The 22,362-nt window shown below is 44.6% G+C and carries 22 protein-coding genes, 1 pseudogene and 1 other annotated feature; of the genes and pseudogenes, 12 read left to right on the top strand and 11 right to left on the bottom strand.

Going from position 1 to position 22,362, the window contains the following annotated elements; translation table 11 throughout:
• Positions 1–377: 377 nt before the first annotated feature.
• Together HGT73_RS02935 and rnm are read right to left on the bottom strand one after the other, a co-directional pair.
• Positions 378–998, bottom strand: coding sequence for an L-threonylcarbamoyladenylate synthase (locus HGT73_RS02935; protein ID WP_214212184.1), 621 nt, complete (start codon positions 996–998; stop codon positions 378–380).
• Between the two features lie 9 nt (positions 999–1,007).
• Entirely contained in the window at positions 1,008–1,883 is an 876-nt protein-coding gene (gene rnm, locus HGT73_RS02930; protein WP_214212183.1) for an RNase RNM, read from the bottom strand.
• Positions 1,884–2,035: 152 nt separating this feature from the next.
• Positions 2,036–2,145 (top strand) — a sequence feature (Trp leader region).
• Between the two features lie 22 nt (positions 2,146–2,167).
• Here rnm and HGT73_RS02925 point away from each other — a divergent pair.
• From HGT73_RS02925 to HGT73_RS02895, 6 genes and pseudogenes are all read left to right on the top strand, one after another.
• Complete coding sequence (locus HGT73_RS02925) at positions 2,168–3,724, top strand: anthranilate synthase component 1 (protein ID WP_214212182.1); 1,557 nt, start codon at positions 2,168–2,170, stop codon at positions 3,722–3,724.
• A pseudogene (gene trpD / locus HGT73_RS14750) lies at positions 3,724–5,313 on the top strand (bifunctional anthranilate synthase glutamate amidotransferase component TrpG/anthranilate phosphoribosyltransferase TrpD). The gene HGT73_RS02925 and the pseudogene trpD overlap by 1 nt, the downstream one beginning before the upstream one ends.
• Position 5,314: 1 nt before the next feature.
• The gene (trpCF, locus tag HGT73_RS02910; RefSeq protein ID WP_214212179.1) at positions 5,315–6,697 is read left to right on the top strand and encodes a bifunctional indole-3-glycerol-phosphate synthase TrpC/phosphoribosylanthranilate isomerase TrpF; all 1,383 of its coding nucleotides are present in this window, start codon (positions 5,315–5,317) and stop codon (positions 6,695–6,697) included.
• A gap of 13 nt (positions 6,698–6,710) precedes the next feature.
• A complete protein-coding gene (gene trpB, locus HGT73_RS02905) occupies positions 6,711–7,901 on the top strand; it encodes a tryptophan synthase subunit beta (RefSeq protein ID WP_214212178.1) in 1,191 nt (396 codons plus the stop codon).
• Positions 7,901–8,707, top strand: coding sequence for a tryptophan synthase subunit alpha (trpA, locus tag HGT73_RS02900; RefSeq protein WP_214212177.1), 807 nt, complete (start codon positions 7,901–7,903; stop codon positions 8,705–8,707). The genes trpB and trpA overlap by 1 nt, the downstream gene beginning before the upstream one ends.
• A gap of 121 nt (positions 8,708–8,828) precedes the next feature.
• The gene (locus tag HGT73_RS02895) at positions 8,829–9,143 is read left to right on the top strand and encodes a BON domain-containing protein (RefSeq protein ID WP_214212176.1); all 315 of its coding nucleotides are present in this window, start codon (positions 8,829–8,831) and stop codon (positions 9,141–9,143) included.
• Between the two features lie 306 nt (positions 9,144–9,449).
• Here the strand turns inward: HGT73_RS02895 and ompW are convergent, their stop codons facing one another.
• Positions 9,450–10,082 carry an outer membrane protein OmpW gene (ompW, locus tag HGT73_RS02890; RefSeq protein ID WP_214212175.1) on the bottom strand — a complete coding sequence of 211 codons (633 nt, stop codon included), beginning with the start codon at positions 10,080–10,082 and terminating at the stop codon, positions 9,450–9,452.
• A gap of 305 nt (positions 10,083–10,387) precedes the next feature.
• On the opposite strand from ompW, the gene HGT73_RS02885 reads away from it, so the two are divergent.
• The 3 genes from HGT73_RS02885 to yciA are packed head-to-tail and all read left to right on the top strand — an operon-like array spanning position 10,388 to position 12,159.
• Positions 10,388–11,122, top strand: a complete 735-nt coding sequence (locus tag HGT73_RS02885) for a YciC family protein (protein WP_214212174.1) — start codon at positions 10,388–10,390, stop codon at positions 11,120–11,122.
• 42 nt (positions 11,123–11,164) lie between these two features.
• The gene (locus HGT73_RS02880) at positions 11,165–11,701 is read left to right on the top strand and encodes a septation protein A (protein WP_214212173.1); all 537 of its coding nucleotides are present in this window, start codon (positions 11,165–11,167) and stop codon (positions 11,699–11,701) included.
• A 41-nt stretch (positions 11,702–11,742) separates the two neighbouring features.
• Positions 11,743–12,159 carry an acyl-CoA thioester hydrolase YciA gene (gene yciA / locus HGT73_RS02875; RefSeq protein ID WP_214212172.1) on the top strand — a complete coding sequence of 139 codons (417 nt, stop codon included), beginning with the start codon at positions 11,743–11,745 and terminating at the stop codon, positions 12,157–12,159.
• A gap of 42 nt (positions 12,160–12,201) precedes the next feature.
• On the opposite strand, the gene HGT73_RS02870 is transcribed toward yciA, so the two are convergent.
• Positions 12,202–12,978 carry an energy transducer TonB gene (locus tag HGT73_RS02870; RefSeq protein WP_214212171.1) on the bottom strand — a complete coding sequence of 259 codons (777 nt, stop codon included), beginning with the start codon at positions 12,976–12,978 and terminating at the stop codon, positions 12,202–12,204.
• Between the two features lie 171 nt (positions 12,979–13,149).
• Here HGT73_RS02870 and HGT73_RS02865 point away from each other — a divergent pair, with 171 nt between their 5' ends.
• Complete coding sequence (locus tag HGT73_RS02865; protein WP_214212170.1) at positions 13,150–13,446, top strand: YciI family protein; 297 nt, start codon at positions 13,150–13,152, stop codon at positions 13,444–13,446.
• Positions 13,447–13,472: 26 nt separating this feature from the next.
• Here HGT73_RS02865 and HGT73_RS02860 read toward each other — a convergent pair whose 3' ends face one another.
• On the bottom strand, positions 13,473–13,640 hold the full coding sequence (locus tag HGT73_RS02860; RefSeq protein ID WP_214212169.1) for a YciY family protein: 168 nt from the start codon (positions 13,638–13,640) through the stop codon (positions 13,473–13,475).
• A 113-nt stretch (positions 13,641–13,753) separates the two neighbouring features.
• On the opposite strand from HGT73_RS02860, the gene cls reads away from it, so the two are divergent.
• Both cls and HGT73_RS02850 read left to right on the top strand, forming a co-directional pair.
• Positions 13,754–15,220 carry a cardiolipin synthase gene (cls, locus tag HGT73_RS02855; protein ID WP_214212168.1) on the top strand — a complete coding sequence of 489 codons (1,467 nt, stop codon included), beginning with the start codon at positions 13,754–13,756 and terminating at the stop codon, positions 15,218–15,220.
• Between the two features lie 45 nt (positions 15,221–15,265).
• A complete protein-coding gene (locus HGT73_RS02850) occupies positions 15,266–15,589 on the top strand; it encodes an HI1450 family dsDNA-mimic protein (protein WP_214212167.1) in 324 nt (107 codons plus the stop codon).
• 51 nt (positions 15,590–15,640) lie between these two features.
• Here the strand turns inward: HGT73_RS02850 and oppF are convergent, their stop codons facing one another.
• From oppF to HGT73_RS02820, 6 genes are all read right to left on the bottom strand, one after another.
• Positions 15,641–16,648, bottom strand: coding sequence for a murein tripeptide/oligopeptide ABC transporter ATP binding protein OppF (gene oppF, locus HGT73_RS02845; RefSeq protein ID WP_214212166.1), 1,008 nt, complete (start codon positions 16,646–16,648; stop codon positions 15,641–15,643).
• Entirely contained in the window at positions 16,645–17,631 is a 987-nt protein-coding gene (gene oppD / locus HGT73_RS02840; protein WP_214212165.1) for an ABC transporter ATP-binding protein, read from the bottom strand. Before oppD ends, oppF begins: the two co-directional genes overlap by 4 nt.
• 8 nt (positions 17,632–17,639) lie before the next feature.
• Complete coding sequence (gene oppC, locus HGT73_RS02835; RefSeq protein WP_214212164.1) at positions 17,640–18,548, bottom strand: oligopeptide ABC transporter permease OppC; 909 nt, start codon at positions 18,546–18,548, stop codon at positions 17,640–17,642.
• A gap of 13 nt (positions 18,549–18,561) precedes the next feature.
• Complete coding sequence (oppB, locus tag HGT73_RS02830) at positions 18,562–19,482, bottom strand: oligopeptide ABC transporter permease OppB (RefSeq protein WP_214212163.1); 921 nt, start codon at positions 19,480–19,482, stop codon at positions 18,562–18,564.
• A 68-nt stretch (positions 19,483–19,550) separates the two neighbouring features.
• Positions 19,551–21,179 carry an oligopeptide ABC transporter substrate-binding protein OppA gene (oppA, locus tag HGT73_RS02825; protein WP_214212162.1) on the bottom strand — a complete coding sequence of 543 codons (1,629 nt, stop codon included), beginning with the start codon at positions 21,177–21,179 and terminating at the stop codon, positions 19,551–19,553.
• Positions 21,180–21,640: 461 nt separating this feature from the next.
• Entirely contained in the window at positions 21,641–22,252 is a 612-nt protein-coding gene (locus HGT73_RS02820; protein ID WP_214212161.1) for a thymidine kinase, read from the bottom strand.
• Between the last annotated feature and the right edge of the window lie 110 nt (positions 22,253–22,362).

Raw genomic sequence — 22,362 nt, 5'->3', positions numbered from 1 at the left:
ACTGCCATTATACAGGATGGCTAATCGGATGTAACGCCTTTTATGAATTGACGATGAAGGGGCGCTTATCGATTAATAATCGAACAATGCCGCAAGGGCAGTGTCGAGGATGATGCCATCCCTTCTCTACGCAGAGTCGGCAGCATTGTCCCCTAAAAAAGAATACTGCGCGTGAAAGGATAGCAAGATATTTTTAGATAAGTCGGCCTGCGTTACTCAATACTCGATAATGTTCGCATAGAACACGACTTGGCCGATAAGAGCGGTAATAGTTGATCGAACATTGGCGTGAATAACCGTTAAACAAAGCCTTACCTTGTATCCGTCTTGACCAATCATCACACCAAGATAATGGGCAATAACTCTTGCCCATTATCCTATTCAAAAGGACGTATATCGCCTGCGCCTTGGCGCACGACAGTTGGCGTTCCCTCAGATAAATCAATCACCGTTGTGGGGTGCTGGCCGATAGTGCCACCATTTAAGATTAAGTCGACATGATGACCTAAGTTATCCTGGATTTCTTCTGGATCAGACTCTGCAAAATCATTGCCTGGGAGAATTAACGTCGTAGACATTAATGGCTCACCCAACGCATCCAATAAGGCTTGGGCAACTGGATGTGAGGTTACCCGTAGTCCTATGGTTTTGCGTTTTTCGTTCATTAAACGACGTGGCACTTCTTTGGTCGCTTTTAATAAAAAAGTGTAACTTCCGGGTGTGTTGTTTTTGAGAAGTCGAAACGCAATATTATCGACTTGTGCATAAGTTGATAATTCCGATAAATCACGACACATCAATGTAAAATGATGCCGTCCATCTAGCTGTCTCAAGCGGATAATACGCTCCATCGCAGCTTTATCTTCCAACTTACAACCGATGGCATAGCCAGAGTCGGTCGGAAAGACAATCACAGACCCTTTATTAATAAGATCCACCGCTTGTTTCACTAAGCGCGGCTGGGGATTTTCTGGATGAATATAAAATAATTGACTCATTGTTTTCTCCTACCCTCTCATCGGGGCAGCTAAAGCGGGGAATTTTTCCCACACGGGAATAACATCTTTCGGTAGCCATAATTTACGGCCTAACTCTATCCAAGCACAGGGCTGGTGAAAATCAGACCCTAATGACGCTGATAAAGCATAGTCTAGCGCATACTGAGCCAATTGTTGACGCTCATTCGGAGCCTGTTGACACTGTGCCACCTCCATTGCATCGCCACCAATCTCTGCAAAGTAAGCCAACAATCTTTTTAACCATTTCGTTGATAATTGATACCGCGCGGGATGAGCTACTACGGCGATACCGCCGGCTTGGTGAATCGCCTGTACCGCGGCAAGAATGCTACACCATTGGGCAGGTACATAACCTGTTTTGCCACGCGCAAGGTAGTTCTTAAAGACCTGCGCCATGGTTTCCGCTTTACCCAGTCGGATTAAATAACGTGCGAAATGTGCGCGGGTAATTTGCCCGTCTCCCGCTTCTTCTTTTGCACCGATTAATGCACCGTCAATGCCAGCTTTAGCCAGACGCTCAGCAATCATTTCTGCTCGCGCATCACGCCGTTGGACCTGTTCTTGCAATAATGTCACCATGGCCGGATGACGTGGGTCAAACCCCAAGCCAACAATGTGAATTTCATGATTTTCCCACAACGTAGAAATCTCAACGCCCGAAATCAATGTTAGGTCGAGATTATGTGCAGTAATTGCGGTCTGGGCCTCTTCAAGTGCAGCCGTGGTATCGTGATCGGTAATGGCTAATACCGTGACACCACGTGCACTGGCTCGCAATACTAGCTCCTGCGCGCTTAAGAGGCCATCTGAGGCTTGGGTATGAGTATGTAAATCATAAATATTCGCTCGTACAATTTCGGTCAAAATATATTCTCTCTGACGTGTTCAACATTCACCCCACTCATAAATCACTTTTAGTTCATTTTGAGTGTTGACAATTCCGCCATGAACTAGTTAACTAGTACACAAGATTTCTGATAGGACACAATCTCATGTTGGTTAATACTTTTAAGCATTTACAGTGGTGGCGCGTCACTCTCCCATAATCGGGCGACGTTGTCATGCATCCAGCTAAAATAACCGCTATGCAGATTTCTAAGCCCGCCCACTAGGCGGGTTTTTTATTGGAAGAATAATAGAGAATAAAAATGACACTCAGCAAACTGAAACTCATCACCGTTGAAACGCCTTATTCCGCCGATCCAACCGCCCTCTTCAACCAATTATGTGGTACGCGACCTGCTACACTGTTATTAGAATCTGCGGATGTTAGCAGTAAAGATGACTTACAAAGTTTGATGATCGTAGATAGCGCCCTGCGTATTAGTGCACTGGGCAATACCGTAACTGTTCAGGCAATGAGCGATAACGGTCAAAGCGTATTGCCTTTGCTATGCGAAAACCTTCCTCACGAAGCAGAAGTGAAAGCCTCAGCCAATCGCCTAGAAATCGTTTTCACCTCTCCCTCAGAAATGCAAGATGAGGACAGTCGATTAACCTCTTCGTCAGTATTTGATGTGCTACGCCTTATCCCCACACTCATTTCTGACAGCGACCAACAACGACACGCGCTTTTTTTAGGGGGGCTTTTTGCTTATGACTTAGTCGCTGGATTTGAATCGTTACCCCCACTCGAGCAAGATCAAGCGTGTCCCGACTACTGTTTTTATCTGGCTGAAACGCTGTTAGTGCTTGATCATCAAACACAACAAGCACGACTGCAAGCGAGCCTATTTACCGATAACAGCGAAGAATTTCAACGCTTACAAGCAAGACTGCATCAGTTACATCAACAGATGCTGATAACACCCAGCAAATTGTCGGTTTTAGCGGTTCCAGACATGCAATTAACCTGCACTCAGGATGATGAGACTTACTGCAATATTGTCAAAAAATTACAAGTTGCTATCCGCCAAGGTGAAATATTCCAAGTGGTTCCATCGCGTCGCTTTTCACTTCCTTGTCCATCACCGCTTGCCGCTTACGATGTATTGAAAAAAAGCAATCCAAGTCCTTATATGTTTTTTTTACAAGACCAAGATTTCAGCTTGTTTGGGGCATCCCCAGAAAGCTCACTAAAATATGACGCGCAGACCCGTCAAATCGAAATCTATCCGATTGCTGGTACGCGACCGCGCGGACGACATGCCGATGGATCATTGAATTTGGATTTAGATAGCCGTATTGAATTGGATATGCGTAGCGATGAAAAAGAGATGTCCGAACATCTTATGTTAGTCGACTTAGCACGTAATGATCTCGCTCGAATTTGCACGCCAGGCAGCCGCTATGTCGCAGACCTGACTAAAGTTGACCGTTACACCTTCGTCATGCACTTGGTTTCACGCGTTGTCGGGCGTTTACGTGACGATTTAGATGTTCTACATGCTTATCGCGCCTGTATGAATATGGGTACATTAAGCGGTGCGCCGAAAGTCCGTGCAATGCAGCTTATTGCAGAACATGAAAAAACTCGCCGTGGTAGCTACGGCGGTGCAGTGGGTTATTTTACCGGATCCGGTGACTTTGATACCTGTATCGTAATCCGCTCTGCTTATGTCGAAAAGGGTATTGCTACTGTACAAGCCGGCGCAGGGGTAGTGCTTGACTCTGACCCGCAATCTGAAGCCGATGAAAGCCGTAACAAAGCACGTGCTGTACTGAGAGCTATCGCCACTGCCCACCATTGCCAGGAGATCTTCTAATGGCTGATATTTTATTAGTTGATAATTTTGATTCATTTACCTACAACTTGGTCGATCAACTAAGAACATTTGGACATCGAGTCATTATTTTTAGAAATAATGTCCCCGTTGAACAGCTGGTTGCGACAGTCGATACCCTACAACAGCCGGTGATTCTGCTATCCCCTGGACCAGGTGCCCCAAGTGATGCCGGTTGTATGCCTGAGTTAATTCGTCAGTTACGCGGGAAGGTACCGATTATTGGGATTTGTTTAGGGCACCAAGCAATCGTGGAAAGTTATGGGGGGACGGTAGGTCAAGCTGGGGAAATTTTGCACGGTAAAGCCTCAGAGATTGTTCATGATCATCTCGGGATGTTCGAGCAATTACCTTGTCCGCTACCTGTTGCTCGCTACCACTCGCTAGTGGGAAGTAATATCCCCTCGACATTAACGGTAAATGCTACGTTCAATGACATGGTGATGGCGGTCAGACAGGATCACGACCGAGTTTGTGGATTTCAATTTCATCCCGAATCTATTCTCACCACGCATGGCGCGAAACTATTGGAACAAACGCTCGCTTGGGCGTTACAACCTTAAGGGATGACTATGAAAATGCTCCTTGAACGTCTATACCAAGGCAAACCGTTGAATCAGCAAGAAAGTGAACAACTTTTCTCAGCTGTCGTAAAAGGCGAAATTGATCCCGTAAGTTTAGCCGGTTTGCTAATTGCCATGAAAGTACGAGGTGAGTCACCGCAAGAAATTGCCGGCGCAGCAACGGCGTTTCTTAACCATGCCCTCCCTTTCCCACGCCCTGAAACCTTATTTGCCGATATCGTGGGTACCGGGGGAGATGGTTCTAATAGTATTAATATTTCTACTGCCAGTGCCTTTGTCGCAGCAGCTTGCGGCTATAAAGTGGCAAAACACGGTAACCGTAGTGTCTCAAGCAAATCAGGTTCCTCAGATCTTTTAGCCGCTTTTGGTATCAATTTAGATATGCCTGCGGTGGAGGCTCGTAAAGCACTGGATGATCTTAATGTCTGTTTTCTCTTCGCCCCGCACTATCACAGCGGTTTTCGCCATGCTATGCCGGTACGCAAGCAATTGGGGACTCGGACGCTATTCAATGTTTTAGGGCCACTGATCAACCCGGCGCGTCCACCGTTAGCCTTGATCGGCGTTTATAGTCCGGAATTGGTTCAACCTATAGCCGAAACACTGCGCGTCTTGGGCTATCAACGTGCCGCCGTCGTTCATGGCGGGGGGATGGATGAAATCGCAATCCATAGTCCGACTGAAGTGGCCGAGTTGAGAGATAACGAAATTACACGCTACCAGATTAGTCCAGAAGATTTCGGGCTGACCACTCATCCGGTGGACAGTCTTCGTGGGGGCTCTCCTGAAGAAAATCGTGACATTTTACAGCAATTACTTCAGGGTAAAGGTAAAGAGGCGCACGAGCATGCTATCGCGATTAATGTTGCCATGCTGATGAAACTGTTTGGACAAGAAAATTTACGTGATAATGCTGCCAAAGCGTTAGCAGTATTGCGTAGTGGTGCTGCCTATCAATGTGTTACAGCTTTAGCCGCAAGAGGATAATATGCAGGGTACCGTACTTCAAAAAATTGTTGATGATAAAAAAGTTTGGATTGACGCACGGAAAGCCACTCAACCATTAGCTTCGTTTCAAGCCGAGGTTGTCCCTAGTGATCGTTCATTCATCGCGGCACTGCGTCAGCACAACCCTGCTTTCATTTTAGAGTGTAAAAAAGCCTCACCCTCTAAAGGATTGATTCGCGATATTTTCGATCCACAGGCCATTGCGACCGTATATCGTGACTATGCTTCGGCGATTTCAGTCCTTACCGATGAGAAATATTTTCAAGGCGATTTTGCTTTTCTTCCCATCGTACGTCAGGCTGTCCATCAACCCGTGCTGTGTAAAGATTTTATTATTGACCCCTATCAAATTTGGTTAGCACGCTTTTATCAAGCGGATGCCATTCTGTTAATGCTCTCAGTGTTAGACGATGAGCAATATCGACAACTCGCTGACGTGGCTAACACGTTAAAAATGGGTATTTTGACGGAAGTGAGTAACCAAGAGGAGTTGGAGAGAGCTATTGCACTCAATGCGGAGGTTGTCGGTATCAATAACCGCGACTTACGAGACCTCTCCGTAGACACCTCTAAAACGCGTTTACTTGCCCCACAACTTCCTGCCACAACAGTTGTGATCAGTGAGTCAGGGATCCAGCATTACGCGCAAATTAAAGCGTTGAATCACTACGCACAAGGATTTCTTGTCGGCTCCTCATTGATGTCGGAAGATGACCTCCGTTTTGCCGTAAAACGCCTCTTATCGGGGGAAAATAAAGTCTGTGGACTAACGCGCGCGCAGGATGCACAAGCTGCTTACCAAGCGGGCGCACTCTACGGCGGCTTAATTTTTGTTGAAAGCTCACCTCGATATGTGACCGAACAACAAGCTAAGGCAATCATAGACAGTGCTCCCCTACGTTATGTTGGGGTTTTCCGCGATGTAGAAGTGGGCGATATTGCGATAAAAGTTGAAACCCTCGGTCTTTCAGCCGTTCAATTACACGGTAGCGAAGACCCATCTTATGTCCGCCGTTTACGCGACTTATTACCGGCTGATTGCCAAATCTGGAAAGCCTTTAAAATTGATGGGCATCTTCCCGATCGAGGGTGGATTGGCATAGACCGTTATATTTTTGATAATGGCCATGGTGGCAGTGGTCAATCTTTTGATTGGAAACTACTGGCTAACCAGTCGCTTGATAACGTTATTCTTGCAGGTGGAATCGGTGAAGAGAATATTATGCAAGCATTAACCCTCGGCTGTGCTGGCGTTGATCTTAATTCTGCTATCGAATCCTCACCTGGCGAAAAGGATAAACAAAAGCTGAATCAGGTCTTTTCCATCATCAACACCTACGCAACGCACGCTAGTCAACAATAATTGGATACTGACAATGACATTATTAAATCCTTATTTTGGTGAATTCGGTGGACAATATGTTCCACAAATATTAATGCCCGCATTAGCACAACTCGAAGAAGCTTTTGTCAGCGCACAGCGCGACCCGGCGTTTCAACAACAATTTACCCAGTTGCTCAAAGATTACGCGGGGCGTCCAACGGCCCTGACCCTTTGTCAGAATTTGACAAAAGGAACTAAAACACGTCTTTATCTAAAACGTGAAGACCTGTTGCATGGCGGTGCTCACAAAACCAATCAAGTATTAGGCCAAGCACTCCTCGCTAAACGTATGGGGAAAAATGAAATTATCGCCGAGACGGGTGCCGGACAACACGGTGTGGCATCTGCATTAGCCTGTGCATTGTTGGGGATGAAGTGTCGTATTTACATGGGTGCAAAAGACGTTGAGCGCCAGTCCCCTAACGTTTTTCGTATGCGGCTAATGGGGGCAGAAGTTATCCCGGTTCACAGTGGCTCTTCAACCTTAAAAGATGCATGTAATGAGGCTCTTCGTGACTGGTCAGGCAGCTATGAAACCGCGCACTATATGCTCGGTACGGCAGCAGGCCCTCACCCATTCCCGACCATCGTCCGAGAGTTTCAGCGAATGATTGGTGAAGAGACCCGCCAGCAAATCCTAGAGCAAGAGGGACGACTTCCGGATGCGATCATTGCTTGTGTGGGTGGCGGATCGAACGCGATTGGTATGTTTGCCGACTTTATTGACACCCCTGACGTTCAACTAATTGGTGTCGAGCCGGCCGGACACGGTATTGAAAGCGGCGAGCACGGTGCACCACTAAAACATGGCCGCACCGGGATCTATTTTGGTATGAAAGCACCGATGATGCAGACATTAGAAGGACAGATTGAAGAATCCTACTCCATTTCTGCAGGGCTCGATTTCCCTTCAGTCGGTCCCCAACATGCTTATTTAAATAGCATCGGTCGTGCGGATTACGTTTCAATTACAGATGATGAAGCCCTAGAAGCGTTCAAAGCACTTTGTAAAGCGGAGGGGATTATTCCAGCCTTAGAATCCTCGCACGCGCTCGCTCATGCAATAAAGCTCGCCCAATCAGACCCCGAAAAAGAGCAACTCTTAGTGGTTAATTTATCTGGGCGCGGTGATAAAGATATTTTTACTGTGTATGATATTTTACAACAGCGGGGAGAAATCTAATGGACCGTTATGCAACCCTCTTTTCCCGTCTGGCGGAACAACAACAGGGCGCGTTCGTCCCGTTTGTGACATTAGGCGATCCCACGCCTGAGCTCTCGTTACAGATTATCGATGCATTAGTCGAAGGTGGTGCAGATGCCCTTGAATTAGGGATTCCTTTTTCTGACCCCCTAGCAGATGGCCCAACTATCCAAGCTGCCACGCTACGTGCATTTGCAGGGGGTATCACCGCACAAAAATGTTTTGATATTCTGCGTCAAGTTCGTGAAAAATATCCGCAACTACCCATCGGTTTACTGATGTACGCTAATTTAGTCTTCAGTCAGGGGATTGATGAATTTTACCAACGCTGTGCACAAGCCGGTGTTGATTCAGTATTAATCGCCGATGTTCCCATTGAAGAGTCGCTCCCCTTCCGTCAGGCTGCTTCACGACATGGTATTGCCCCTATTTTTATCTGTCCACCTAACGCTGACGATGCGCTTATTGAAGCGATAGGCCAATGGGGAAAAGGTTATACCTATCTCCTTTCACGTGCAGGCGTGACAGGGGCAGAAAATCGGGCAACCACTTCGTTAGCCCATTTAGTTGATAAATTAACGCAATATGGCGCACCGCCAGCTATTCAAGGGTTTGGTATTTCTCAACCGGAACAAGTGAAGGCAGCGATAGACTCTGGCGCTGCAGGCGCCATCGCAGGCTCAGCCACTGTAAAAATCATTGAACAGCACTCGCAGGATCCACAACGCTTACTCGAAGCACTGCGTGATTTTGTTGCAGAACTTAAGCAGGCGACCAAGAAATAATCGATATCCTCGTTTCGGCGAGGATACTCAGTAGAATTATTGGTAGATTTTGTATTATTAGGCTAAATTTGAGCTGTTAAGACGATCACTATCTAATCTTGGGTTAACAGGGAGGCATCAAATGAAGTTTGCAAAATTAATCACAAGTGCTTTATTAGCCACGACTCTTGGCGTATCACTCGCGGGCTGTGCACCAACGCCGACTCACGAAGGGACAGGCGGTTACATCGATGACACCGTAGTGACCACCAAAGTTAAAGCAAAACTGCTCGGTGAGAAAGATTTAAATTCAACCGAAATTAATGTTGAAACCTTCAAAGGACGTGTACAACTCAGTGGCTTTGTGGGTTCTGCACTAATGGCTCAAAAAGCTATCAATGTCACACGTACGGTACCTGGAGTACGGTATGTCGTGAACGATATGCAAATCAAATGATAACAAAAGCCGTTAATACGTAATACCGAGCAGTGAAGATGCTAAAAGAGGCCGCAACGCACAACGTTGCGGCCTCTTTTTTTGCGGCTCTATCAGCGAGACAAATAGGCTCATAAAAAAACGAACAAAAAACGTTGAGAGTGACTGAGGCGTAACACGACGAACAATATCGAGGACTGGATTGAGAAGTATAAAAAAATCCGTAACCTTGAAGGATTACAGATTTTTGCAGAACGTCAGGGTCATGTAGCTGATCATTTTATCTTAACGGATCGGCCTTATATCAATAAGGCCTTTTCGTATTGATTAGAAACGATAACCGGCGCCCAAGAAGAATACAACAGGATTAACTTTTGTATCGATAGAGTGAGTATCACTTCCAGTATTAAAGCGGACTTTAGTCTTGATATCCATATACCAGACAGAAGCGTTTAACATCCAATTATCCGTCAACTGATAATCCATACCCGCTTGCGCCGCGTAGCCCCAAGAGTCTTTCACTCGTAGATTGGACAGTCCAGCTTCGCGACCGGTGTGAGTAAATTTATTATCGAAGAAGGTTGTATAATTAAGACCTGCCCCTACGTACGGTTGCAGCTTAGAACTATTGTCTAGGAAGTAGTACTGTGCCATTAGCGTAGGAGGCAACTGATGGACGGTTGCAATAGTTCCGGTTGAACGTAAGCCTACTTTATGACGAAAAGGTGTAGCAGCTAGCAACTCTACCCCGATATGGTCGGTTGCCATGTAGGTGAAGGTCAAGCCTAATTGGGTATTATTGCTAACATTAAACGAGCCTAGACCTAAGACATTATCAGAATTACCTGTTGGGCGTACTAAGGCTGCACCACCACGAATAAAAAAGTCACCCGCTTGATGCGCAGAGGCGACAGCAGGACAAATTAAGGCTAAAGATAGAACAATGTTGCGTAGTTTCATAAAAACTCCCGGAATTATAAAATAAACGTTACAAAACGTAATTGACTATAATTATTATGTATATTGTTGCTCGATTATCGATAGATTTCATGCGAATAATTCGACAATCAATGTATATAACACAATGAATTGATTAGGATCAATTTTAGAGTTGTTTTGTTTTTCACCTTGAAAGCATAGAAATTTTTTGTTACACAAGCATGTCAATTTTTGAGTCTAATAGAAAGTTCTGTAAGTCCTGTGCCAGTTATGGCATTAACCATGTATAATTGCCGAAAGTTTTTCCTATACATCAAGGAGTTTTCATGTCCCTCACGGCCAATCAACTTTACCGTGATGCAGCCAGTCAGTTTAAGCAGCATTTCAAACCGTTGATATTGATTTCACTGCTCTCTGCCTTTGTTACCGTTATCTTACTGAAGATATTCCTTCCATCGACTGATCCCTTAAGCGACTTTATACAAAATGGTGAAAGCGCAGAGTCACTCTTCACCTTATTGAAGGATATGAGCGACGATCAGCGTAATCTCTTGATGCATATCTCTGGCATAATGACCTTCTCGGCGTTAATTGGTAATACATTGTTAGTGGGAGGGGTACTCAAATATCTGGCTGCCAGTGCCCAAGGAAAATCACTCAGCGCCCTTCGAGCGATCGGTGCAAGCGCACCTGTTTGGCCACGATTATTAATCCAAACATTTCTTTTGACGTTGATTGTACAACTTGGTTTTTATGTGTTGATCGTCCCCGGCGTGATATTGATGATACTGTTTTCACTCTCGCCTGTATTACTTCTTGAGAACGATCGCGGTCTGATCAAAACCATGAAACAAAGTGTGCCTTTAGTCTGGAAGCATATGCGGCTTATCGCGCCCGCTGTCATTGCTTGGTTTGCAGTAAGAGTCGCATTAACCTTTATTTTCGGTGGTTTCGGATTAATGCCTGCGAGCACGATTCTTTTGATCAGTAATTTGTTGGCACATCTGTCCTCAGCACTTTTACTGATTTACCTTTATCGTGTGACCGCACAGATTCGTTAATGCACTTGCAGCCTAATTTTTAGGCTGCTTTAGGATATGATAATGAAACAATTGCTCGATTTTTTACCCTTAGTCGTTTTCTATATTTGCTATAAACTTTACGATATTTTCGTAGCTTCTGGCGCATTGATCGTCGCTTCAGCGCTTGCCGTCATCGCAACGTGGTTCATTTATCGTAAAATTGAGAAAATGACTTGGGTTACCTTTATTTTAGTCACCCTATTCGGCTCCCTGACCCTAATTTTTCATAATAACGAATTTATAAAGTGGAAAGTCACTGCCATCTATGGTTTCTTTGCTTTGGCGCTGCTGTATAGCCAGTTTTTTATGCAAAAACCCATTATTCAATCAATGTTAGGCAAAGATCTGCAATTGCCTGACGTACTCTGGCGTAAGCTCACTTATGCATGGGTGCTATTCTTTATTTTTTGTGGCTTACTCAATATTTATGTTGCTTTTTGGTTACCAGAATCGGTATGGGTCAATTTTAAAATGTTCGGGCTGACCATTTTGACTATTGTCTTTACGTTAGTGAATGGGCTATATATTTGGCGTCACACACCACAAACCGAAAAATAACCTCTCATTATAAAAAAATTAACATACTGGGGAGCACAGCGATGACCGACACAGCACGGAGCCCGCAGGGTGAAATGGTACTACGTACCTTAGCGATGCCTGCAGATACCAATGCTAATGGTGATATTTTCGGTGGATGGGTCATGTCGCAAATGGATATGGGCGGCGCAATTTTGGCAAAAGAGATTGCTGAAGGTCGCGTTGTTACTGTACGCGTCGATGGTATGACATTTTTAAAACCCGTTACCGTTGGCGATGTCGTTAGCTGTTATGCACGTTGCATCAAAACCGGCAACAGCTCAATTACCATCAATGTTGAGGTATGGATCAAAAAAGTTTCTTCTGAACCTATCGGCCAACGCTATTGCACAACCGAAGCCGTCTTCATATACGTGGCGGTCGATCAGCAAGGAAAGCCCCGCCCGCTGCCGGGTAATGCTCAAGCACACCCCCACTAATCAACTCATAGAGAGTATGGTGAATACACCATACTCTTTAGACTATTCAATCGCCGAGCTACCATCAATACGAAAAATAATCGTAAAGGTTTGTCCTTGTGCTGGATGTCCGGGCGCATAACGCCAACGTTTTAACGCTTGCTTGACTTCGCGATCAAACATCCCTCTTGGCTCAGCAGAAATAATTTCGATATTGTCTACCGAACCACTACCGTCCACATCGAACCTCACACGGACTTTCCCTTCAACATGTAATGCTAAAGCCCGTGCTGGATAAGCCGGATTAACCGTCGTTAAGCGCTGTGGTTTTCCATCAGAAATACTTTTTTGCTGATCGGTCGATTTTTGCGGGGCCGTTTGCGCCCGAGCTTGAGACTGCATATTTTGCTGATCAAACGGGTGACTCTCAGCCTGAGTCGATGCCTTTTCAACCGGTTTTTCGATCGGTTTATGGACCTCAGGTTTCGGTTTTTCCTGATGCACCGGCTTATGAACAACTTTTTTTACTGGCTTAGGTTTCGGCTTTTCAACCGGTATAGCAACCTGTTGTTGTAATGGCGGTTGCTCGACATGAGGGGTCGGAGTTTCGATGGGTGTGGAAACTGGCTCTGGTGCCACGGGGGTACTTTTAGATGCCAACTCCGGTTGAACTTCTGGCGCCACGAGCGATACATTAATCGCCTGCTGCACAGGAGGCAGTTGCAAGTGATTATTTATTGAGGCGTACAATAGTCCGGTGATGACCGCACCGTGTAAGGCAATAGAAACAATGGTCGCGATCGATCCGCGTTTTGGTAACTCTTCGGTTAGACTGCTCATAGTGTTCTTCGCTCAACAGATTACGCTTATTCTAAATGCAAATAGCAATCAGTTTCAATAGTGTTTTTATTACTCTTCGGAACTATTCACCTTAAGCGCTTTTATTTCATTGCACCGGACTTCATATTGCAGTAACTTTTATCCTTTACCCTTAGCCACAGAGGTATCCCTGTGCTTTACGTTATTTATGCAGAAGATAATAAAGATTCTCTTGAGAAACGCCTCACCGTGCGTGCCGCTCACCTTGCTCGCTTACAAATATTAAAAGATGAGGATCGCCTCGTTGTCGCTGGACCTATGCCGATTGCAGATAGCGAAGAAACGGGTCATGCTGGGTTTTCAGGTTCAGTCATTATTGCTGAGTTTGCCTCACTCGATGATGCGCAGATGTGGGCCAATGATGATCCCTATGTGGCTGCAGGCATTTACCAAACCGTCACGGTTCGTCCTTTCAAACGTGTGTTCTGAGCGGATTACGTCCGACTAACTCAAGCCTAAGCGGAGATAAATAAAATACTGCGTCTCCGCTCAGAAGCAAAACGACAACGAAAAATCTGTAGTTGACGATGACGGCGAGATTGAGCTTCTAGCCAACGTATTTGTTTTACCCTTTTTTGACGCTTCATTCGCCAACGCGCCACTTCATGTCGACTTCTTTTCATTTCAACACCCCTTTTCATTAATTCTCTAATTTAATGAATATCCAGAAGTAGTTTACATTCGTTGTACTCCACGTACACTATTCTCACCTTTCTCTGGGAGCTTAGTCACGTATATGACCTCTGCGACATTCTATGGCGTAATAAATGGTGTCATTCTTTTTAGCTATTGGCTTTTAATTGCAAGTGTGACGCTGAGAATTTTAATTAAACGCCGTACCGTCTCTTCATCTATGGTCTGGCTACTAATTATTTTTTTTCTCCCCTTAGTCGGTATTATTGCTTACATCGCTTTTGGCGAACTCTATCTTGGTCGGCGACGAGCAGAACGCGCCCGCAGTATGTGGCCCGCTACCGCTCAATGGCTTCAAGACTTAACAGCATATCAACATATCTTCACCAGCCATACCAGTGACGTAGCACGTAGCTTATTTCAACTGTGCGAAAATCGCCAAGGCATTCCAGGTGTCAAAGGTAATCAACTCCAACTACTAACCTGTTCACAAGATGTAATGACTGCTTTAGTCCGTGATATTCATCTTGCCCATCATACGATTGAAATGGTTTTCTATATTTGGCAGCCCGGTGGTAATAGCGATCTTGTCGCTAATGCACTTATTTCAGCGGCACGGCGGGGCGTAACCTGTCGGTTATTACTAGATTGTGCGGGCAGTCGACAATTTTTCAAAAGTGCTTGGCCTGAGCGAATGCGCCATGCAGGAATTGAAGTAGTACAGGCGCTACCCGTCAATATTTTCCGCTTTTTTTTACGCCGTTTAGACCTGCGTCAACACAGAAAAATTGTCCTGATTGATAACGCCATTGCTTATACCGGTAGTATGAATATGGTCGATCCACGCTTCTTTAAACAAGATGCAGGCGTTGGCCAGTGGGTCGATTTGATGGCTCGAATGGAGGGTCCTGTTGCAACCACATTAGGTATTGTCTATTCGTGTGATTGGGAAATTGAAACCGGCCAAAGGGTTCTTCCTCCTCTTCCTGAACGCGTCAGTATGCCCTTTGAACAAGCGTCGGGTCACACTATTCATGTCATCGCTTCAGGGCCTGGTTTTCCCGAAGATCTCATCCATCAAGCGCTATTAACTGCGATTTATGCTGCACGTAAGAGCTTGATCATGACGACCCCCTATTTCGTTCCAAGCGATGATCTTTTGCATGCCATTTGTACTGCTGCACTGCGTGGCGTTGAAGTCAGCTTAATCGTTCCCAAAAAGAATGACTCGATGCTAGTTGGCTGGGCAAGTCGCGCATTTTTTGCAGAATTACTTGAGGCAGGGGTCAATATTTATCTATTTGAAGATGACTTATTACATACAAAAAGTGTATTGATTGATGGCGAACTCAGTCTAGTGGGGACCGTCAATTTAGATATGCGAAGTTTGTGGTTAAATTTTGAAATTACCCTCGCGATTGATGATGCTGACTTCGGTAATGACTTAGATTGTGTACAGCGCGATTATATTGCCCGGTCAACCCTGATGACTCAAGAATCTTGGCTCCATCGCCCCTATTGGAAACGAATTATCGAACGATTGTTTTACTTCTTAAGTCCATTATTGTAAAACAGCGTTTTACTGTACTGAAAACTGAAAATAACTAGGTTACTTATGGATTTAAACAACCGCCTTACCGAAGATGAAACCCTCGAACAAGCCTATGATATTTTCTTGGAGCTAGCGCCTGATAATTTAGATCCGGCTGATACCATTCTGTTCAATCTACAGTTTGAATCTCGGGGTGGCGCTGAGCTTTATGACCCTTCTGCTGATTGGGAAGAACATGTCGATTTTGATTTAAACCCTGACTTCTTTGCAGAGGTGGTTATTGGCTTAGGTGAAGACGAAGATTCACCCATCACCGATGTTTTTGCCCGAATCTTACTTTGTAGAGAAAAAGACCATAAACTTTGCCATATCTTATGGCGAGAATAGGTCTTTATTAATTGTCTTTAACGCCCTAGCACAGTACTAGGGCGTTAACGTTTAGAGCGGATCGATTTTTAAACAAGACACCGCGTGACGAAAACTCCCTTCCAGTACCGGTCGTGTCTGAGCACATTCCGCGACAGCCTGCGGACAACGTGTACGGAATACACACCCTGTTGGCGGGTTAATCGGCGAAGGAAGGTCACCTTCAAGCAGTTGTATTTCCTTTACCCTCTCCTTGTCGGGATCAGGAATGGGTACTGCCGACATAAGTGCTTGAGTATAAGGATGTAAAGGTTGATGGTACACATGATCATACGTTCCTAATTCTACCGCATGACCTAAATACATCACCAAAACACGATCAGAAATATGCTTTACTACCGCTAAATCATGCGCGATAAAAATTAATGACAGCCCCATTTCACGCTGTAATTTTTGCAGTAAATTGACGACCTGTGCCTGAATTGATACATCCAATGCAGAGACAGGTTCATCACAAATCACTAATTTTGGTTCTAAGATTAGCGCGCGAGCTATCCCAATACGCTGGCACTGTCCACCGGAAAACTCATGAGGATAGCGGTTGATCAAGTTAGGAAGCAAACCGACCTTCATCATCATCGCGCGGACTTTCTCACTGATTTCCTGCTTCGTCATTTTGGGATAATAGGTTCTTAATGGTTCGGCAATAATATCACCCACCGTCATCCGAGGATTGAGTGAAGCAAGTGGATCCTGGAAAATCATCTGGATATCACTACGAGCTTCCCGCCAAGCCTTTTCATCCTGCCCTAGTAAGTCCCGCCCTAACCACGTGACACGGCCACTTTTCGCTTTTACCAATCCGATAATGGCACGAGCAAGGGTGGATTTACCACACCCAGACTCCCCAACAACACCTAGGGTCTCACCTTCATATAAACGTAAGCTGACACCATCAACCGCCTTAAGGCTTTTATTTGGCTGCCAGAACCACTGCTTACTCTCTTTAACATCGAAATGAACACGTAAATCAGTAAGTTCTAATAGAACTTTCCTGTCTTGTGGCGCGATATCGTTCATCGTGCAACCTCCAGAGGGTGATGACAAGCGCGTAAGCGTCCTGCTGCAAAGGCTTCAAGTCGCGGAGCATGTTGGCAGAGCTCTGTCGCAAAAGCGCAGCGCGGCTGGAAGGGACACCCCTTAGGCAGGCGCAATAAATTAGGTGGATTACCGGGAATGGTCAGTAAAGCATCATTATCACTATCAAGCCGCGGTACTGCGTTGAGTAAACCTTGTGTGTATGGGTGGACAGGCTGATAGAAAATATCGCGGGCGCTACCATATTCCATCGTCCGACCGGCATACATCACTAACACTTTATCGCAGATCCCGGCAACCACTCCGAGATCATGCGTAATCATGATGATTGAGGTATTAAAGTCATGCTTAAGCTCATTTAGTAGCGTCATGATTTGTGCTTGTACTGTCACATCCAACGCGGTAGTCGGTTCGTCGGCTATTAATAACTTTGGACGGCACAATAAGGCTATTGCAATCATTACGCGCTGACGCATACCGCCTGAAAATTCATGCGGGTACATCGCCATACGCTTTTGAGCCTCCGGCATTTTTACCGCATCAAGCATCTGTAAAGACTGATGGTAGGCGTCTTTTTTACTCAATCCTTTATGAAGACGTAATACTTCAATGAGTTGATCACCCACTTTCATATAAGGATTGAGTGAAGTCATTGGGTCTTGAAAGATCATTGCCACTTCTTCAGCCCGTAATTTATTTAATTGTGCCTCAGGGAGATTGAGAATTTCCTGCCCATTAAATCGTGCTGAGCCGCTGATGCGCCCATTTTTAGCCAATAACCCCATTAGCGCGAAGGCTGTTTGCGATTTTCCAGAACCTGACTCACCAACAATTCCCAATGTTTCACCGGGTTTGAGTGAAAAATTGAGATCATTGACGGCCGTCACATCACCATCATGTGTACTAAACGTGACACGTAAATCGTTAACATCAAGCAATAGTGGATGCTGAGTAGATGAAGTCATTATCGCTCCTAGCGGTCTTTAGGATCGAGCGCATCGCGTAAGCCATCGCCGATAAAGTTAAAACAAAATAAAGTCACCACCAAAAATCCCGCAGGAAAAAGGAGTAACCACGGAGAAACTTCCATGGAGTTTGCGCCATCACTCAATAACGCTCCCCAACTACTCAGCGGCTCTTGCGTTCCAAGACCAAGAAAGCTTAAGAAAGATTCAAACAAGATCATTGTGGGAACAAGCAATGAAGCATAAACAACGACAACACCGAGGACATTGGGGACAATGTGTCGTACTACAATTTTGATCGTAGAAACTCCGCCCACTTGAGCGGCTTCAATAAACTCTTTACGTTTGAGTCCAAGCGTTTGTCCACGCACGATCCGCGCCATGTCCAGCCATGACACCATCCCTATTGCGACGAATATTAATAAAATATTACGACCAAAAAAGGTAACCAGTAAAATGACGAAAAACATAAACGGAAAAGAGTTAAGAATTTCTAAAGTTCTCATCATTATCGCATCGACTTTACCACCTAAATAGCCTGCTAATGACCCATATAAAGTGCCGACGATTACCGCAATAATAGCCGAAGCCACCCCAACCATTAATGAAATTCTGCCACCTATCGCAACACGAACTAATAAATCACGTCCTGAAGAGTCCGTACCAAAAAAGTGTTTGGTAGCAAAATCAGGCGCGGCTGACATCATCGACCAGTCGGTATCATCATAAGCAAACGAAGATAATAACGGTGCAAAAATGACAAACACTACGATCAGTAATAGAACGACTAGACTCAACAATGCTGCACGATTATGAATAAAACGGCGACGAGCATCCTGCCATAGACTGCGCCCTTCTATTTCCAGCTGTTCGGTGAATGCTTCAACCGCCTGGCTATTTTTTTTACTTGCTAACATGCAAAACTCCGGCTTAATAGCGAATTTTAGGATCAATGACGGCATAAAGCACATCAACAATCGCATTGAACACAATCGTTAATACACCGACTAAAATAGTCAGGCTCATGACCAGCGAATAATCTCGGTTCAACGCACCATTAACAAATAGCTGCCCAATACCGGGTAATCCAAATATGGATTCAATGACCATTGACCCAGTAATAATTCCAACAAATGCAGGACCCATGTAGGAAATAACCGGTAATAATGCAGGACGTAATGCATGACGTAATACGATACGTGAGACAGGAAGTCCTTTGGCACGTGCCGTGCGAATATAATTAGAGTGCATGACCTCTATCATTGAACCGCGCATAATGCGTGCAATACTCGCAATATAAGTTAGCGAAAGCGCCAACATGGGGAGTAAAACGTATTGCCATTGGCCACCATTCCAGCCTCCCCCCGGTAGCCATTTTAATAAAATGGCAAATAACATGACCAGTAGAGGTGCAACCACAAAACTGGGAATAACGACTCCGGTCATAGCAATTCCCATTACGGTATAATCAATCCAACTGTTTTGTTTTAAGGCCGCAATAATTCCGGCAATAACCCCCACGACCAGCGCAAAAATAAAGGCAATAAGGCCAAGTTTTGCAGATACCGGGAATGCTTGGCCGACTAGGTAATTCACCGAAAAATCTTTATATTTAAACGATGGCCCAAAATCGCCATGCGCTAACTGCACCAGATAATCAAAATACTGCTGACCTATCGGTTCATTCAGATGATACTTCGCTTCGATATTGGCCATGATTTCTGGCGATAAGCTTCTCTCACTGGTAAAAGGGCTACCGGGTGCGAGACGCATCATGAAAAAGGAGATTGTGATCAGAATAAAAAGAGTCGGAATAGCTTCTAAGCATCGACGTAGAATAAATTTAAACATTGCTTCACCTATCAGGCAGTGTAAGAACGATTTATACCGACGCTTTCGCGCCGGCACCGCCTGTAAAATTAGTGCTTAATAATATAAAGATTTTTATCGTAAACGTTATCGAGAGGATCTTTACCGGTATAGCCACCCACGTAAGGTTTCACTAAACGGGTATTGGCATAATAGAAAACGGGAATATCCGCAGATTGTTGATCCAGTATTTGTTCTGCTTGACGATAATCAGCGCTCCGGCTGGCTTCATCATTGGCTTTAACACTGTCTGCTATCACCTTATCAAACTCAGCATTTTTAAAGAATGATGTGTTGTTTGAGCTATTGGATAACATCGCATCGAGGAAAGAGCTCGGTTCATTATAATCGGCACACCATCCAGCCCGTGCAATATCAAAACTCCCTTGATGGCGAGAATCGATATAGGTCTTCCACTCTTCATTAACAAGAGTCACATTCACACCAATATTCTTTTTCCAGATTGCGGCAGCAGCAATCGCCAATTTCTTATGCAAATCAGAGGTATTATAAAGCAATGAGAACTGTAAAGGATGATTAGGGCCATATCCCGCTTCTTGCAGAAGTTTTTTCGCCTCTTCATTGCGTTTCTCTTGGCTCCAAGTAAACCATTCTGGTTTGGCGATATCGACTCCATCTGTGGCTGGATTAGTGTAGCTGTAGGCCGGTTTTTGCCCTTGCGCCAATACCTTATCAACAATGAGATCACGATCTAAGCCTAATTTAAGTGCTGTTCTCACTCGCACATCATTGAAGGGGGCTTTTTGATTATTAATTTCGTAGTAATAGGTACAAAGATAAGGATCGACATGTAATTCTTTTGGATTATTTTTTTGTAATTTCTTAAATAATTCAATAGGTAAATTATTATACGTCATATCACTACCGTTATCAGAGAAGTATCGATTGACATCATTGACTTCTGACGAGATAGGTAAAAAGGTCACCTTATTGATAACGGTATGTGCGTTATCCCAATAATTCTTGTTACGTACCACTACAATACTTTCGTTAACAGTGTGACTGGCTAAGGTATAAGCGCCATTACCCACCCAATGTGTAGGAGATGTCCATTGGTCCCCATAAGCTTTAATCGCGGGTGCATAGACCGGGGACATAGCGGGATAAATGGTCAACTTATAAAAATAAGGAGTCGCATCAGAAAGAGTGACTTGCAGTGTTTGTGCATCAAGCGCCTTCACCCCAAGTTTATCCGTTGAGAGTTTACCGGCGATAATAGCGTCGATATTCTCAACATGACCATATTGTAAGAAGCTAGCGTAAGGAGAGGCTGTTTTAGGATCAGCTAAACGTTGCCAGCTATAAACAAAATCTTGTGCAGTGACGGGTTGACCGTTCGACCACTTCGCATCTTTGCGTAAATGAAATGTCCATATTTTATTGTCTTTCTGTTCCCAACTTTCTGCTACGCCCGGAACGATATGCCCCTCAGGATCAGAGATAGCCAAGCCTTCAAAAAGGTCATGACTGACATTACTTTCCGGTACCCCTTCAATTTTATGCGGATCTAAAGATTGGACTTCCCCGCCATTCCCTTTGACCAAGCTCTGATTATCAGCCAGCTGAACACCGGCTGGAACTTGGGCTGCCCCTGAAAATTCACTCACCGCTAGAGCGAGAAATACTGATGTGGCGATTACTTTTTTAGGAAAATTCATTTTATGACTCCACACGCTATTATTTATTGTTATAGGGTTGTCCCCGGTATTGATTCCTGTCTATCCTGCTTCCAATACATCATCATTACAAATAACTGACAAATTCTTACTCGATAAACAGCTAATTGTTTAGCCTATGTTGTACTCAATGTGACATATCTCACTGTTAAATAGCTCATCGTTCACCATTAACACTTTTTACATAAAAGCATCGACTAGACGATAGGATATTTACCCTATAAACATCTGTAAGCAATATATGTGCCAAAGATTTTTTCACTGAGAGTTATTAAATATGAATAGTCAGCTGATGAAAAGATATTTAAATAAGAATGAATGATTATGGGCAGAAAAGCATAACGAATATTAATAATTAAAATGGCAGGATTAGTAAAATGAATCAGTGAACCAAAGTGACGCCCTTATTTGGGGCATTGCACCAAATAAGGGCGTCACACCAATCAGACACTGCGACCGAATATCGCGTGTTGGCACCCTTGTTCAATGGCTTGCCAGTAATGCTTACGGCATACAGAGATATAGGTTTCATTGCCACCAATAACGACTTGCGCTCCGTCATGAAAAGGTTGCCCCTGCGCATCTAACCGCAACACCATATTGGCTTTTCGTCCGCAATGACAAACTGTTTTCAATTCCACCAGCTTATCCGCCCAAGCCAGTAGATAGGTACTTCCTTCAAATAACTCGCCGCGAAAATCGGTGCGTAAGCCATAGCAAAGCACGGGAATATCCAAATGATCCGTCACATAAGTCAGTTGTTTTACCTGTTCGCGTGTCAGAAATTGCGATTCGTCCAGTAAAATACAGTCTAAGGGCTGGGCGATATGGGCAATATCAATCTCATTGAGCAAGTCCGTATTTTTATTAAACAGCGCAGCACTACTCGATAACCCAATACGAGAAGCAACCCGGCCTTTCCCATAACGGTCATCAATCTCAGCAGTAAAAATCAACGTATGCATTCCTCTTTCCTGATAGTTGTAAGAGGACTGTAGTAAAGAGGTCGATTTACCTGCATTCATCGCCGAATAGTAAAAATAGAGCTGCGCCACTGGATATACTCATCAAAGAAGGAAATTCCGATGATACCATAGAGAATAGTGGGAGGTGTGAGAGAAATAGAAAGACAAATAAATGCGGTTTTTAGCCTGAATCCATTGCA

The organism is Rosenbergiella australiborealis, assembly GCF_018494035.1.
Taxonomy (GTDB): Bacteria; Pseudomonadota; Gammaproteobacteria; order Enterobacterales; family Enterobacteriaceae; genus Rosenbergiella; species Rosenbergiella australiborealis.
Note: the sequence above shows the minus strand (reverse complement) of the source record. Positions and strands in the feature narration are given on the sequence as shown.